Consider the following 15,077-nt stretch of genomic DNA (forward strand, 5'->3'; position numbering starts at 1 on the left):
TATTCGTTAACAATTTCTTAAATAAAGACTTAAGCAACTCATGAAGTCTGGCAATGCTGCCTAGTTTTAATTCTCTAGGAAATCATGAGAATTTAAAAAAAAGCGATATACCTCCATATTAGTTGCAAAGCTGATTGGGAAATTCTAACCTTGAATTGTATCTGTCATCTCGCAACTCGTATAATTACTGTTTTTATAGGTATCATAATATAGCATTATAAGAGTTTACAAATCCCAATCGATGTTGAGTGTACTACTTGTACTTCAATTGTTAAGTTTTGTTTAAATCATATTCTTTACTATTTCCTTCAAAGACTATTTCTTTCCCTACTAGCTCCATGTTAAAAATTTAGGCAATTATGCGGTATAAAGAATTTACATAAAAACCAGCCGCTTACTCCATGTAGTGGATACTAGATATTAAGTCATATTGAAACAGACGCGATAATATCGCGTCTGTCACCACTGTGGCTGATTTGGTAGAGTTAATTGTTGTTGAAGTTACTTATTGGGCGAATTCATCATCCTCATAAGTGCTGTTATCTTCATGTTCATCTTGATTTTCTAGTTGACGCTCTCGTTGAATTTGGTTCAATAGCGACAATACCTTGTTACCACGTTCTATAGAACGATCCTCAATAAAAACTACTTCTGGTGTGCGACGCAGGCGTACCCGTGCGCCAAGTTCACTACGAACATAACCTGTCGCCGACTTTAAGCCTGCCATTGTTTCTGCTTTGGCTTCTTCTGTGCCATAGATTGATACATAAATTTTGGCGTGTTGTAAATCACCAGAAACATCGACATCAGTAACGCTCACCATGCCAGTACCCACACGATCATCTTTAATTCCGTTGAGTAACATTTGGCTAACTTCCCGTTTAATTAACTCGGCAACGCGGGAAACACGGCGACTTGTAGCCATAAAAACCATGCCTCCTTACAGAGGTTGTACTATTTGACTTTGCCACAACCATAAGCTGTGGAGTTTTTGATTTTAAACCTGCCGAAGACAGGTTTATTGTATGCAGCACGTCATGAACGTTGGCTTTTTAGTGTTGATACACTTTCCAAAAGCTTAACTGCTAGGACACATCCTACTTAGTTGTAGTTCGCGCTAATCACAGTCGTAGTTAAGTAGAATAACTACAACTCTCTTATCATACTGATTTCTCTGGCATTTTCTGCATTTGATGCAGCCACTTTCCAGTCTAACTGAGTTCTATTGTTGCAGCTTGCTCAAATCAGCTTTACTGCATTGAAGGAAAAAATTTTTTACTCCCTTATAAAAATATTTTCGGCTCTAGGGCGCTAGCGAAATTTCAACTCAAACTTTAACTAACACTGTTTTTTAACATATTTTCGACCAGGCAGACTATATCATGATGTTTTTGGATGATTGACGCTATTTACTGGAGGCATCAACCTCTAATTCACCTAAAAATAAGGGTTAAGGGATATAAAGTTTAGACATTGGGGAGGAGAGGTTTTCATTATGAGCTTTGTGAACAATAGCCCCTCTACGATGAGGAGCTAAGAAAATAGCCATTGGGGTTTTGCTTGAGTCTAGATTGTACTTAAGCCTAGCATTGCACGTAAGGTGAGACTAATAAAGACTAGTCCGCCTACAATTAACCCCAAAAGGGCAACTAAGGTCACAGGACGTTTCAATAACGGTGCTAATGGAGCAAGTAAGCTTAACAAAGCACCCAACAGAGTAGTAACGAAGTAGCGTTGGTAGCGAAATACATTATCCCAAAATCCATCAAACATCTGGTTTAAAACCGCTTATTATCTACTGTACGTTTATTTATTCTGCCAGATTAATTCAATTGTAATCTAATCGTAGCAGTTGAGAAATTAGGAAATTGATATAAAATATGTGTCACCAGCCTCTCATTTATATATTTAGTAGCTTAGTTTTAGTTAAATGTTAAGTCAACTAACAAAGCAGATTTTACCCCGTCCATTTTTAAAATGGGCTGGAGGTAAAAGTAAATTAATTCCCCAATATATTCCCTATTTTCCCAAAAGTTACAATAATTATTATGAGCCATTTTTGGGTGGTGGTGCAGTTTTCTTTTATCTTCAATATATTCAGCCCACTCCAGCTATTTTAACTGATATTAACGCAGAATTAATTACTACTTATCGTTGTGTCCAGGAAAAGGTTGAAGAACTAATTATTATACTCCAAGAGCATCAACGTCAACATAATCGAGATTATTACTATTACATTAGAGCTAATCCCACTCACAATGCTTTGGAGCAAGCTGCTCGGTTTATTTATTTAAATAAAACTTGTTTTAATGGACTTTATCGAGTGAATTCTCAAGGTCAATTTAATGTTCCTTTAGGTAAATACGATAATCCTAAAATCTGTCAAGAAGATTTGCTGCGTGTAGCTTCCAACACTCTTGCTACATCTAAAATTAATCAAGCAGATTTTGCAGATGTACTACATTGTGCTATAAGTAATGATGATTTTGTATTTTTCGATCCACCTTATCATCCAATCAGTAATACTAGCTATTTCACAGCTTATAGTCGCAATTGTTTTAGTGAAAAAGACCAAGAACGTCTTAGAGATACCTGTGCAGAATTAGCGAATCGTGGTGTAAAAGTGATGGTATGTAACTCTGATAGTGAATTTATCAAAAAAATCTACACAAAAATAGGTTTTAATATACATCGTATAGAAGCAGCACGCTCTATTAACTCGAATACAAAAAAACGTGGCATAATTTATGAGTTATTAATAACATCTTATTGAAGATACTTGTTCGCCCAAGCAATAAATCTATCTAAACTATGAACTGCTAATAAATTGTTGTTATCAGTTTCTCTTTCTTTTAGCCATTCAACAGCACCTTCCCTCATACCTTCACCACCAATAACAATGATAGTTGGTGCTGGATATGAATATTGAATATTTAAGTTTAAGTAAGGAAACTTCTCATCTACAGAACCTTCACTTTCTTGCCATTTACACTCAATAATTAATCCAGATGGCATTGCTGGTAAACCAAAAATATAAAAATCAACATAAATATCTGTTTGATAAATACCAGTTCCTATATAAACCTGTTTGGCATAGCGTTTTGGTAATAAAGTAGAAGTTAGAATAAATTCTCGCCTCTGCTTTTTAGGAACATGAGAACAAACTTGAAAATATCCATGTGCTCTTAATGTGGTTTCTACATGACTTTCTAAGATTTCACCAGACTTATTAGCTCGTGCGCCTTGAGTTCTAATCATCTGAATTCCTTTAGCTGCCATCCGCACTTCTTCTAGGATTTCACGGAAGTAGCACTAAAGAGTCAGTTACTTAATATGAATTTTCAATTGGGAATCAGTAAGAAGGCAGAGGGCAGACGGCAGAAAGCAAAAAACTTTTTTTCTATTGTGGTATAACAACTTCATAATTAAATGTGCAACTGCTTACCTGAGGAAAAGTGAAATTTAGGTGAGTGATTATAACCGTTAAACTGGTACATTTATATTATCTTTGAATACATTTGTATTAGCAAAAGCTATCAAAAGTGAAATTAATGATAGGGTGATGGCAATAAAATTAACTAAAACGTGAATTAATCTGAACTTTAGTAGTAGTGTTGCGGATTTCCCATGCCAGTTCTAAAATTTGAGTCCAGCGTTTTTGTACTTGTTTGGGAGTACATTTGAGAACTTTGGCGATCGCTTGTTCGTTGAGTTTGGCAATTTTCAGTTCTAAGATTTGTCTTTGGGTGACAGAAAGTTGATTCCAAAAATGTTTCCACTGCTCTGAAGAAAGTCCCAACTTTTGTTCTAAACTGATACCCAACCACTGATGAACTAACTGCCATTGGTGGGTACGAGCAAACTTTTCTATATGGTACTTAAAACGCTGTTGCAGATAATCGCGTTGGCGGTTAGTTAAACCGAGAATTTGGTCAATTTCTAGTGGAGAAAGGTCTTGGAGCTTTAATACCAAATAGTCTACACAGTCATGTTGACCTTGAGATTCTAAATATTTTACCAATTCAGAAATCACGCGATCGCGCTCACTATCTTCAGTGAGATCGAAAGTTTGTGGGGCAATCATTTGCGATCGCAATTGTTGTACAGCCGAGTGACGCAGATACGATTCAGCTTCTTCAGTTTTGGCAGATTCTATAGCCATTTCAAAATCAACACTGATTTCTTGAGGCTGGCGACGGGCAAAAGTTTGAGCACGCAATATTATCAATTGCTGATTTGCTCCACTATGTAAATTAATGCGACGCTTGGCATACTGTTCGGTGAACGCTATGTATTCAGCTAGTTGTAGTTGAGTGCGTGGGGTATAGTCTTCAGGCAATTCATTTTCCCGCCGAAAAGCCTTAATAGCTTCGATATAGAATGCTTGCAGAAAATCTTCAACTAGGCTGTAACGAACGCTAAATCCAGCCTCAGAACCAAAAATGGAAATGTGGCGATAAACCATAGCACCTAGACAGCTATGTAATTCCACACGCCCTTGTTTAGAACCGAGTTGATAATAACGCAGGCATTTTTGCCAACGATAGCGTGCTAAAGTAACTTGCCAAGAATAGATTTGTCCGGAGATTTGAATGCGGTGGCTTTTTTCGCAAATGCGTTCTACTTCTGTAGCTATACGCTTTGCTACAGCTTTTACGCAGCTGGGCGCTGCTTTTACTTGTGTTTGTATTTCTTTACACAATAATTCACTGAAAGTATCTGTATCGGTGAAGGAGGATTTGGCACTATTTAAGTGATGATCAAAGGCAGTAGTGAGTTTCATGTCTATTATGGCAGTGGTTTTTGCACCTAAGCATTCACAGGAACAGATGCAAGCGTAAATCTCTCGATCTGCATTGCTCAAGAGCGATCGCTGTTTCTGCTGATATTTAAGAATGTAAGAAATTTCCTCTAGTTCCAGGAAAAGCTATGTGTCGGTTTTTCTAGAAGCATCCTGGCAAGGGATAACCCATGGATACTCGCTCTCATTCCCAAGTAGTCACAACCCTTGTCCTAGCAACATTTAACTACATCTTTGTCATCATTGCTTCTTGGCTTGCAAGTATGACGATTGTCAAACTGGAGTGCTTTTCTGTTTAATTTCCGAAATTAGATGGCTAACTTGTGGAGTTATAATCTTATACCCAAATAGCCGCTTTTTCCCAACCTAAACCCTGCCTGAGGATATTTGGTTCATCTCTTGTTAAGTCTAAAATCGTAGACACTTCATAGCTTGGTTCCTCGCCAGTGTCTACAATCACATCAACCAACTTGTCTAAGCGATCAAACAACTCCACCCGCGACACCACAGCTTCTGTTTCCATGCCTACAATTCCATTACCCGTCTCATCTGGTGGCAAATGGGCAGAAGTCGAAATAATCGGATTTTCTAACGCTGCTAACAAAGCTAAACATACACTGTGATCTGGCACTCTAATTCCAGTAGTTTTTCGCTTCGGATTTTGCACTAGACGTGGCACGAGCTTAGTCGCAGGTAGTAAAAAGGTATATGGGCCTGGAATTAAATGCTTCATAATCCGATAGGCACTATCGCTAACAACCGCATAAGTCGCCACATTAGAAAGGGAGGAGCACAAAAACGTTAGTGGTTTATCATTAGCTAGTTGCTTGATGTTACGTACTCTTTCTACTGCCGACTTCGCATTTAGATCGCAGCCGATCGCATAAACTGTATCAGTAGGATAGAGCATGAGTGCGCCATCACAGAGTGCCGCCTTAATTTCTTCTATTCGGCGAGTTTGGGGATTATCAGGATGAACTGAGATAATTTTTGCCATAACTTTGGTGTGGATAGTGGTTAGTGGAGAAGAGGGAACGGGTAATGGAAAAGAAAATAATGATTACTAATTATCAACTACTGTATGGGTGGGTTTAGAAGATAAATTATCGGTTTTCACCGTTCACATAATCAACAAAACCTGCTCCTACCTACTAACTACTACCTACTAACTACTAAAACTATTTTATTGTGTATGAGTAAGCTTGCTTATCTTCAATGTCCAACAGGTATTTCCGGTGATATGTGCCTGGGAACATTGGTAAGTCTGGGTGTTCCTTTGGAATTTTTAATAGAAAAGCTCAATGGTTTAGGAATTGCGCATGAATATAAGTTATGGGCAGAACTTGTCTTGCATAATGGACAACAGGCAACAAAAGTTCATGTAGATTTATTAAATAATAGCGATCGCCAACACAGTCATCAGCACCATCATCCTCACCACCGTCACTTGGGCGAAATTGAAGAGATGATTCTCAAAGCTGGGTTGCCAGAAAGAGCACAGACTTGGAGTTTGGCTGTTTTTCGGCAATTAGCAATTGCAGAGGGAGCAGTGCATGGTATTGCTCCAGAAAAAGTTCACTTTCATGAGGTAGGTGCAGTTGATGCAATTGTAGACATTGTTGGTACTTGCTTAGGGTTAGATTGGTTAGGCATTGACACTAATGAACAAGGATTGCCCTCACTTTATTGCTCCGCATTCCCGACTGGTGGAGGAACGGTGCGTGCAGCCCACGGACAGATGCCTGTACCAGTGCCAGCAGTGTTGAAGTTGTGGGAAATGCGTGGCTGTCCAGTTTATAGTAACGGTATAGAACGGGAACTAGTCACACCTACAGGAGCAGCGATCGCCACTACTTTAGCTCAAAACTTTGGTTCGCCACCCCCCATGATGATCAAAAAAGTCGGACTGGGAGCAGGTTCTTTGAATTTACCAATTCCTAATATATTACGTCTGTGGTTGGGCGAAGCAGTTAGGCATGAACACGTAACAGGGAACAGGAAACGGGGAATAGAGAGCAGGGTTAGGGGAAACGATCAAATAGATACATTACCTCTAAGCCCAACAGATAGATCACACACTACCAACATCAATCCAACATTAGAAACTATCTCGGTACTAGAAACCCAAATAGATGATTTAAGTCCCCAAGCGATCGGTTATGTATTTGAAGCATTATTTACAGCTGGGGCGGTGGATGTTTTTACTCAATCTATAGGCATGAAAAAATCTCGTCCAGGGATTTTGCTAACTGTAATTTGTCATCCAGAAAATTTATCTAATTGTGAAGCCGTTTTATTCCGTGAAACTACTACTTTAGGAATCAGGCGCTTAACTCAACAACGGGCAATTCTAGAGCGAGAAATTCAATTAGTAGAAACAGAATATGGTGTGGTGCGTGTCAAAGTAGCATGGACACAACAAGCAGAACAAAGAATTTTAAATAATATACAACCAGAATACGAAGATTGTGCAGAATTAGCAAGAAAACATCAGATTTCTTGGCGTGAAATTCAGAGGATAGCGCTACAGAATTGGTATTTACAAAAGAGTTAAGTAGATTTTATGAGCTACGTAGATCAGCAAGCATGAAAAAGCTTTTTCCCCCTACACTTACACCTTCTTTCAAGTCAGAAGAGCTGAATTACATTAAAGTTATTAGAGTTGATTTATAAAGTCAATCTTGAGTAGGGTGTGTTACGGCTTTAGCCAACGCACCACACATATTGTTGGCGGTGCGTTCAGCGCTCGACAGAAAATTTTCATAACAAATCACATTAAAATATGCGCTTAACACACCCTACAGTAATTTTATAATTGTCTGTCCTGAAAACTTATGACTCTAGACTTTTTTCGTAACAAAAAACAACTATTTGACCGCTGGGCAGCAAGCTACGACTGGCTATTTCCTTCAGTATTTTATCAAGCTATCCACAAGCGGCTGCTGGAATATATTAATTTACCACCTCAGGCAAATGTACTCGATTTGGGCTGCGGTACTGGACGCCTGCTCAATCGGTTAGCAGATCGCTTCCCAGACTTGCACGGTACAGGATTAGATCTATCCACCCAGATGTTGCGGGTTGCACGACGCAGTAACCGCCACCATCCGCGTTTAATTTACATTGAAGGCAAAGCCGAATCTCTTCCCTTTGCTGATGGGCAGTTTGATGCTGTTTTCAATACTATAAGTTTCTTGCATTACCCCGAACCAAAACAGGTTTTTGCTGAAGTGGCGCGGGTACTCAAAGAAGATGGAAGCTTCTACTTAGTTGACTTCAGCTACTCAAGTCAAGCAGAACCTTTTTCTAGGCTAATGACTACTAGTGGCATTAGATTCTACAACAAAAACAACCGCGAGCTTTTAGGTTCTGCTTGCGGGCTTAAATGTGTGACTCACCATTATTTACTTGGCCCTGTTTTACTTACAATTTTTACTAAACCCATCTGATAAAGGTAACAGGTGACAGTTTTTACTATTCCCTATTCCCTGTTTCCTGTTCCCTATCTCCTATCCCCTATTCTCTATGCTGCATAAACACCACAGGAACAATACCCACCTTTCTTCCTAATTCAGATATTCTGAACTTACGTTGAAGCGATCGCGGTAAATCTCCCCAAGAAACAGGTACAAAGCCAAATTGACTGTAAAACTTTGCTAATCTTTTGCCCAGACATTCTAAATACAGTGGTTGAGTGGCAGAGTTAATCAGATGATGCGTCAGATAACTGCCCAAACCACGTCTCTGCCAAGCTGGTGCTACAACCAAACTACCAAGTTCTTGAGCATCAGTAAAGTTACGTAGCTGTCCACACGCTACTACTTTTCCCTCACATTCAATCACCCAAAATTGTTGCCAACGTATTTGCGTAGGATCTAATTTTGCTGACAGCACTAACTTGCGAATTAACCAAATATCAGCAGAGGTTGCTTTGCGGAGAATACAAGCATTTGGAAGGGATAAGTTGTTGTTATGTTTAATCATCGTGCTGATAAACCTCATGAGCAATGACTGTGTTTGAGAGGCTTTCTTTTGATTGCTTCTAGAAACAAATAGCTGCAAATATTATTCGAGCAATACTACAAGCAATCAATGAACAACTACACTCATCCCCAAAAAGCCTCGTCTGCACTCATTGGTAATTTTTCAAGCGATCGCCCTCTGTTCTCCTCATTCGTTAGAGTATCAGACTTTTGCAGATTGCAGACTTCAACTTTGACTTTAACACCAACTTTTTGGTTAACCAGAACGCGAACTTTTACCCTAACAACACCTTTAACTACAACCTTGACCTTGACATCAACTGTGTCTTTCGTCTTGACTAAAACTTTAACCTTGACCACATTTTTCTCCTTTCGGAGATTAGATCATCTCTATAACGCTGACATAAATTCACAGGATGAACAGTGGTCTAGCATACAATCAAGGGGACAGGGGACAGGAAACAGGGAACAGAAATTTTTCATAAATGATTTAGGATTGCTATATTAATTAACCATGCCATAGCTTAATAAATCTTTATCTAAAATTCTAACAATGTCATCCTTTTGTACAAAGCATTTTCAGAAATTTTGTAAGTATTGATACTTTTTAGTGGAAAGCTTTTTGATATTTATAAAGACTGATTATAAAAATAATCACCCAAAAACTACTTAGTAATCGGGTAAATACAAATAGCTTCTAGGGTTCCGGTTTAGCACTCCAAAGTTAAACGACTGGTCCAAGAGAGGCACCCAGTTTCACAAAAACTGGCTACACGGCGGGAAAAAAGCCCGGGAGGTACATAGCAGAATCTTAAACTGTTATGACTTGCCCGGGCTACAGTTTTTGCCTTGTAAATTTTGAAAATTCTTTTTCCCGAATATGACTGAGCAATCTTCTAATAACTCCAATTCTCATTTCCGGCCACCTTCACAAGCAAGTCGGGCATTGGAAAAAGAAGCAAATTTACCGCTTACAGGCTGGCAGCAGGAAGTTTCTAAAGGATTAGAATTTGGATTAGAAGCAGCAGAAAGTATACGCGATCGCTCAATTCCAACTTTTTCTCGTGGTGAACTTCCCCACTTTGCCGGAATTAATACTTTTTTAAAAGCACCTTATTTAGAAGATGTGCGCAAAGTTGGTGAATACGACGTTGCAATTGTCGGCGTACCCCACGATTCTGGCACAACTTATCGACCGGGGACGCGTTTTGGCCCTCAAGGCATCCGCCGCATTTCGGCATTATATACTCCTTATAACTTTGAATTGGGCGTGGATTTGCGCGAGCAGATTACTCTGTGTGATGTCGGTGATATTTTCACTATTCCCGCCAATAATGAAAAATCCTTCGATCAGATTTCCAAAGGCATTGCCCACATTTTTAGTTCCGGTGCATTCCCCATCATTTTGGGAGGCGATCACTCGATTGGTTTTCCTACAGTTCGGGGAGTTTGTCGTCATTTAGGCGATAAAAAAGTAGGAATTATTCACTTTGATCGCCACGTTGATACCCAGGAAACAGACTTGGATGAAAGAATGCATACTTGTCCCTGGTTCCATGCCACAAATATCAAAAATGCTCCGGCGAAAAACCTAGTGCAATTGGGAATTGGTGGCTGGCAAGTACCGCGACAAGGCGTCAAAGTTTGTCGAGAAAGAGCCACAAATATCTTAACAGTCACAGATATCACAGAAATGGGGCTAGATGCAGCCGTCAATTTTGCTTTAGAAAGAGCATTAGACGGTACAGACTGCGTTTACATCAGTTTCGATATTGACTGCATTGATGCTGGCTTCGTTCCTGGCACGGGTTGGCCGGAACCTGGTGGGTTATTACCGCGTGAAGCGCTGTATTTATTGGGTAAAATTGTCCAAAATGCGCCTGTGTGCGGACTGGAAGTTGTAGAAGTGTCGCCGCCCTACGATATTAGCGATATGACATCATTAATGGCGACGCGAGTGATTTGTGATACTATGGCACATTTAGTTGTATCCGGACAGTTACCGCGTCAAGAAAAACCTGCATATATTCACCCAGAAGCCCAACCGCAATTAGTTGAAGAATGGAGGTGAATTGTGCACGAAACAGACATGACAAAAGCGCTAATTTTAACAGTAAAAGATTGGTGGGAATCTCAACCAAAACAGCCTCACATTTCCCATATTCATTTAATTGTTGGCAAGTTTACTTGTGTTGAACCTGCTAGTTTGCAATTTGCTTTTGAAGTCCAAACGCGCAACACCTTTTTAGAAGGTGTAAAACTAGTAATTCAAGAAACTCCACTAATTGCCTTTTGTCATCGTTGCCAACAAGAATATTCACCTCAAATCGGTTTGCAATACGCCTGTCCTGATTGTCATTCTCCAATGGATGATATTCGCTCAGGTAGAGAATTGAAAATTGACAAAATTGAGTACGATTATGCATCAAACATTTGACGCGGCATTAGGAATTAATTTGCTCCATGCCAATCAACAAGGAGCCGATCATAACCGATCGCATTTTGATGAATGGGGAATTACTTGTTTCAATATCATGAGTAGTCCCGGTGCTGGCAAAACAGCACTATTAGAGCGTACCCTAGCAACTTTGAGTGATGAGTTAAAAATTGCTGTGATTGAAGGGGATATGACAACCGATTTAGACGCAGAACGCCTGCGGAAATATGGTGTTCCTGTGATTGCAATTAATACGGGGCGTTCTTGTCATTTGGATTCCAAAATGGTAGCAGGTGGAATTTATCGATTTGAACACGAGTATAACCCTAATGAATTTGATTTAGTATTGGTAGAAAATGTTGGTAATTTAGTTTGTCCAGCCGAGTTTGAAGTTGGAGAACACGCCAAAATTGCTTTATTAAGTGTGACTGAAGGTGAAGATAAACCGCTCAAGTATCCGATTATGTTTCAAGAAGCGGATTGTCTTTTAATTACTAAAATCGATTTGGCTCCTTATTTAGATGTTGATATTAGCCAGATTGAAGCAAATGTTCGGCAAATGAATCCTGATGTGACGATTATTCCTGTTTCTGCCAAAACTGGTGAAGGATTAGAAGCTTGGTTTGATTGGGTGCGATCGCAAACATCACAACCACAGCAAGATTGTGCTTTACACCTGCTAGCTAAAAGTTAGTATAACTTACGTAATTTACCCATCATTTCTAATTCGTATCTCAAATCTTTTCTTTCCTTTCTTTGTGCTCTTTGTGTGCTTCGTGGTTGGTTAAAAACTATAGTTTTCATAGCTTAGTAACGCATTAAACTTTTAGCAGAATAACGAACCACATAGACACGGTAGACGCGTTCGCCGTCAGGCGTTGCGTTAGCTAGCGGCTTCCGTTCAGCGAAGCTGTTCCCGTTCCCCGAAAGGGGTTCCCGCAGGGTAGGGTAGGTACGACTTCCCGCAGGGTAGGACGCAAAGTACACGAAGAAAAAAGGAAGAAAGAGTTTCATGAATGATTTGGGATTGCTATATAAACCTGGTTGAACCAACATAATCAATACCTCCATCAATGCACAAGTCAGTAGTGAGGTAAAATGAGAATTCGCAATTTACTATCTCTATTCACAATCTTTTTACTCAGTTTTATTATTGCTGTCAGTTGTACTCCATCTCGGCAAACCTCCACATCTAACAACTCTACAGCAATTCAACTAGGTTTTAGTGCTTGGCCGGGTTGGTTTCCTTGGCAAGTAGCTCAAGAACAAAAGTTATTTGCAGCAAACAAAGTTAATGTAGATTTGAAGTGGTTTGATGGCTACTTAGATTCCATTAATGCTCTCAGAGCAGGGCAACTAAATGCAAATACTCAAACCTTGAATGATACAATTAGCTCAGTCAGTCGCCGCAGGTTCAGATCAAGTTATCGTTTTAGTCAACGATAATTCAACTGGAAACGACAAAATTATTGTCCGAGAAGGGATTAATAGTATTGCTGATTTAAAAGGTAAAAAAGTTGCTGCTGAAGAAGGAACTGTTGACCATTTTCTTTTATTACTAGGCTTGAGAAAAGCTGGTTTAACTCAAGCTGATATTCAATTTCAACCGTTAGAAACAGGTGCAGCAGCAGCGGCTTTTGTTGCTGGGCAAGTTGATGCCGTTGGAGTTTTTGCACCTTTTACTACAAGAGCTTTATCACGTCCTGGTAGCAAAGAATTATTTAGTTCTAAAGACTTTCCTGGTGCAATTCCCGACCATTTAGTTGTTACTCGTCAACTAATTAATGAGCGTCCGCAAGATGTGCAATCTTTAGTGAATACTTGGTTTGCTACTTTGGATTTTATGAAAGCAAATCCAGAAAAAGCTTACGAAATTATGGCGAAAAGGGCTGGGGTTTCGGTTGCAGAATATAAGGATTACGACGCAGGCACTAAAATATTTTCTTTACAGGAGAATTTGCAAGCATTTAGTCCTGGTAACAACATGACATCCTTGAGTTATGCTGCTGGAGAAATTAGCAAATTTCTGGGTGAAACTGGTTTGATTAAACAAGCGCCTAATCTTAATCAAATCTTTGACGATCGCTTTGTCAAAGCCTACGCTGCAAAACAGAAATCATGAACCAATACGCTGAAGATTTGCAAGTCATGAACTCTAGGCAACCTCAGAAAATGTTATCACAAACTGTCTTTTGGCGCATTGCTGAGGATATTCCTAAAAAATTGGCTTGGACTTTAATGTTTTTGTCCATAGCTGTTCCTATCCTTTTATGGTGGATTATTTCTAATACCGGGTTAATTCCATCTTTGTTTCTGCCAACTCCCACTCAAGTTTGGGATGCATTCCAAAGACTTTTGGGAACTGGAGATTTACAAAAAGATATTTTCTTTAGTTTGTTTCGTGTTATTGCTGGGTTTTTACTAGCAGCAATTATTTCCATTCCTTTGGGAACTTTAATGGGAACATTTGCCAGCATTCGAGCATTATTAGAGCCAATTATCGGTATTGTCCGGTATATGCCAGCCCCAGCTTTTATTCCCCTACTAATTTTATATTTTGGACTGGGGGAAACTCCCAAAATTATGCTGATTTTTATCGGCACGCTATTTTTTAATACCTTAATGGTAATGGATGCAGTCAAGTTTGTTCCCAAGGAATTACTAGAAACTACTTATACTTTGGGTGGGGAAAGAAAACAAGTTTTACTGCAAGTCATTTTTCCATTTATTCTGCCCAATATTATTGATGCCTGCCGCGTCAATATGGCAGCATCTTGGAACTTAGTTATAGTTTCAGAATTAGTGGCGGCGACAGAAGGTTTAGGGCGGAGAATTAGCGTCGCTCAAAGATATCTTAAAACCGATGAAATTTTTGCAGGCTTGATTGTGATTGGTTTAATTGGCTTAACAATTGACCTTTTGTTTCGATTGTTACTGCGCGTTGCTTGTAAATGGGCTAGGGATTAGGCAAGGGAACAGAGAACTCTTACCAGGGAACAGGAACATAGAAAATTTGTAATTAATTTTGTTTAGGAATTTGATATGCATTTAGAAGTTAATCAACTCCACAAGCAATTTAATACTAGACGCGGTTCTTTGACTGCGCTGAAAAATATTAACTTGCATATAGAAGAGGGAGAGTTTGTCTGTGCGGTAGGGGCAAGTGGTTCTGGTAAATCAACTTTACTGCGATTAATTGCCGGATTGGATACTCCAACAGCGGGAGAGATTTTAGTTGATGGAATGCAGGTGACAGGGCCGGGGCCAGATCGCGGTATGGTATTTCAAAGCTACACTCTTTATCCCTGGATGAGTGTTGCAGAAAACGTCGAATTTGGTTTAAAGCTACAAGGTGTACCAAAACAAAGACGGCGACAACAAACAGCTTATTATCTAGAAGTAGTTGGTTTGTCGGGGTTTGCGAAAGCGCTACCAAAGGAACTTTCTGGTGGCATGAAGCAGAGGGTGGCGATCGCTCGTGCTTTAGCATCACAACCCAAAATTTTACTCATGGATGAACCCTTTGGCGCGTTGGATGTGCAGACAAAAGAAGTTATGCAGCAATTTCTGCTAGAAATTTGGCGCAGCACCAACACCACAATTTTTATGATTACTCACGATGTTGAGGAAGCAATTTTTCTATCTCAGCGCATATATGTGTTAAGCTCACGACCGGGTACCGTGAAGCAGGAATTACAAATTCAACTGCCCAGCGAATCTCATCCTCAAATCAAACGTCATCCTGTATTTCAACAATACAAAGACAAAGTGATGAAACTACTGTGCGAAGATGGGTACAAAGTCGGCAGCAGCCTGGAGGATTTACCTTTAGCGATCTGAAAGAATTACAGATTGT

16 protein-coding genes, 1 pseudogene and 1 riboswitch are annotated in these 15,077 nt (G+C 39.6%); of the genes and pseudogenes, 10 read left to right on the forward strand and 7 right to left on the reverse strand.

All coding sequences use genetic code 11. From position 1 onward, the window contains the following. Window positions 1–505: 505 nt before the first annotated feature. On the reverse strand, window positions 506–925 hold the full coding sequence (rbfA, locus tag U2718_RS18545) for a 30S ribosome-binding factor RbfA (protein ID WP_342000131.1): 420 nt from the start codon (window positions 923–925) through the stop codon (window positions 506–508). A 641-nt stretch (window positions 926–1,566) separates the two neighbouring features. Beyond that, entirely contained in the window at window positions 1,567–1,773 is a 207-nt protein-coding gene (locus tag U2718_RS18550) for a DUF751 family protein (protein WP_289788438.1), read from the reverse strand. A 157-nt stretch (window positions 1,774–1,930) separates the two neighbouring features. On the opposite strand from U2718_RS18550, the gene U2718_RS18555 reads away from it, so the two are divergent. Then, window positions 1,931–2,773, forward strand: a complete 843-nt coding sequence (locus U2718_RS18555; protein WP_342000133.1) for a DNA adenine methylase — start codon at window positions 1,931–1,933, stop codon at window positions 2,771–2,773. Here the strand turns inward: U2718_RS18555 and U2718_RS18560 are convergent. Together U2718_RS18560 and U2718_RS18565 are read right to left on the reverse strand one after the other, a co-directional pair. Then, the gene (locus U2718_RS18560; protein WP_342000135.1) at window positions 2,767–3,279 is read right to left on the reverse strand and encodes a PD-(D/E)XK nuclease superfamily protein; all 513 of its coding nucleotides are present in this window, start codon (window positions 3,277–3,279) and stop codon (window positions 2,767–2,769) included. The genes U2718_RS18555 and U2718_RS18560 overlap by 7 nt on opposite strands. A gap of 295 nt (window positions 3,280–3,574) precedes the next feature. Next, on the reverse strand, window positions 3,575–4,783 hold the full coding sequence (locus U2718_RS18565) for a HetZ-related protein (RefSeq protein ID WP_342000137.1): 1,209 nt from the start codon (window positions 4,781–4,783) through the stop codon (window positions 3,575–3,577). 188 nt (window positions 4,784–4,971) lie between these two features. Between U2718_RS18565 and U2718_RS18570 the strand changes: the two genes are divergently transcribed. After that, window positions 4,972–5,100, forward strand: coding sequence for a hypothetical protein (locus U2718_RS18570; protein ID WP_342000139.1), 129 nt, complete (start codon window positions 4,972–4,974; stop codon window positions 5,098–5,100). 38 nt (window positions 5,101–5,138) lie between these two features. Here U2718_RS18570 and U2718_RS18575 read toward each other — a convergent pair whose 3' ends face one another. After that, entirely contained in the window at window positions 5,139–5,798 is a 660-nt protein-coding gene (locus tag U2718_RS18575) for an L-threonylcarbamoyladenylate synthase (RefSeq protein ID WP_342000141.1), read from the reverse strand. A gap of 195 nt (window positions 5,799–5,993) precedes the next feature. Here U2718_RS18575 and larC point away from each other — a divergent pair, with 195 nt between their 5' ends. Continuing rightward, on the forward strand, window positions 5,994–7,355 hold the full coding sequence (gene larC / locus U2718_RS18580; protein ID WP_342000143.1) for a nickel pincer cofactor biosynthesis protein LarC: 1,362 nt from the start codon (window positions 5,994–5,996) through the stop codon (window positions 7,353–7,355). A 280-nt stretch (window positions 7,356–7,635) separates the two neighbouring features. Continuing rightward, entirely contained in the window at window positions 7,636–8,250 is a 615-nt protein-coding gene (locus tag U2718_RS18585) for a class I SAM-dependent methyltransferase (protein ID WP_342000144.1), read from the forward strand. A gap of 67 nt (window positions 8,251–8,317) precedes the next feature. Here the strand turns inward: U2718_RS18585 and U2718_RS18590 are convergent, their stop codons facing one another. Next, complete coding sequence (locus tag U2718_RS18590) at window positions 8,318–8,803, reverse strand: GNAT family N-acetyltransferase (protein WP_411813324.1); 486 nt, start codon at window positions 8,801–8,803, stop codon at window positions 8,318–8,320. Between the two features lie 104 nt (window positions 8,804–8,907). After that, entirely contained in the window at window positions 8,908–9,144 is a 237-nt protein-coding gene (locus U2718_RS18595) for a hypothetical protein (protein ID WP_342000146.1), read from the reverse strand. 326 nt (window positions 9,145–9,470) lie between these two features. Further along, window positions 9,471–9,582, forward strand: a riboswitch (guanidine-I (ykkC/yxkD leader). An 82-nt stretch (window positions 9,583–9,664) separates the two neighbouring features. On the opposite strand from U2718_RS18595, the gene U2718_RS18600 reads away from it, so the two are divergent. The 6 genes and pseudogenes from U2718_RS18600 to U2718_RS18625 all read left to right on the forward strand — a co-directional run bounded on the left by U2718_RS18600 (window position 9,665) and on the right by U2718_RS18625 (window position 15,061). Beyond that, window positions 9,665–10,855, forward strand: a complete 1,191-nt coding sequence (locus U2718_RS18600) for an agmatinase family protein (protein ID WP_016873026.1) — start codon at window positions 9,665–9,667, stop codon at window positions 10,853–10,855. 3 nt (window positions 10,856–10,858) lie between these two features. Continuing rightward, window positions 10,859–11,221, forward strand: coding sequence for a hydrogenase maturation nickel metallochaperone HypA (gene hypA, locus U2718_RS18605; RefSeq protein WP_342000147.1), 363 nt, complete (start codon window positions 10,859–10,861; stop codon window positions 11,219–11,221). Then, window positions 11,205–11,915, forward strand: a complete 711-nt coding sequence (gene hypB / locus U2718_RS18610; RefSeq protein WP_342000148.1) for a hydrogenase nickel incorporation protein HypB — start codon at window positions 11,205–11,207, stop codon at window positions 11,913–11,915. Before hypA ends, hypB begins: the two co-directional genes overlap by 17 nt. A gap of 404 nt (window positions 11,916–12,319) precedes the next feature. Further along, a pseudogene (locus tag U2718_RS18615) lies at window positions 12,320–13,343 on the forward strand (ABC transporter substrate-binding protein). Beyond that, window positions 13,340–14,188 (forward strand): ABC transporter permease, encoded by an 849-nt coding sequence (locus tag U2718_RS18620; RefSeq protein WP_342000149.1) that lies wholly within the window; start codon window positions 13,340–13,342, stop codon window positions 14,186–14,188. The pseudogene U2718_RS18615 and the gene U2718_RS18620 overlap by 4 nt, the downstream one beginning before the upstream one ends. Before the next feature lie 75 nt (window positions 14,189–14,263). Further along, window positions 14,264–15,061, forward strand: a complete 798-nt coding sequence (locus tag U2718_RS18625; RefSeq protein ID WP_342000150.1) for an ABC transporter ATP-binding protein — start codon at window positions 14,264–14,266, stop codon at window positions 15,059–15,061. Window positions 15,062–15,077 lie beyond the last annotated feature (16 nt).

Origin of the sequence: Chlorogloeopsis sp. ULAP02, assembly GCF_038404745.2 — a bacterium.
GTDB lineage: Bacteria > Cyanobacteriota > Cyanobacteriia > Cyanobacteriales > Nostocaceae > Chlorogloeopsis.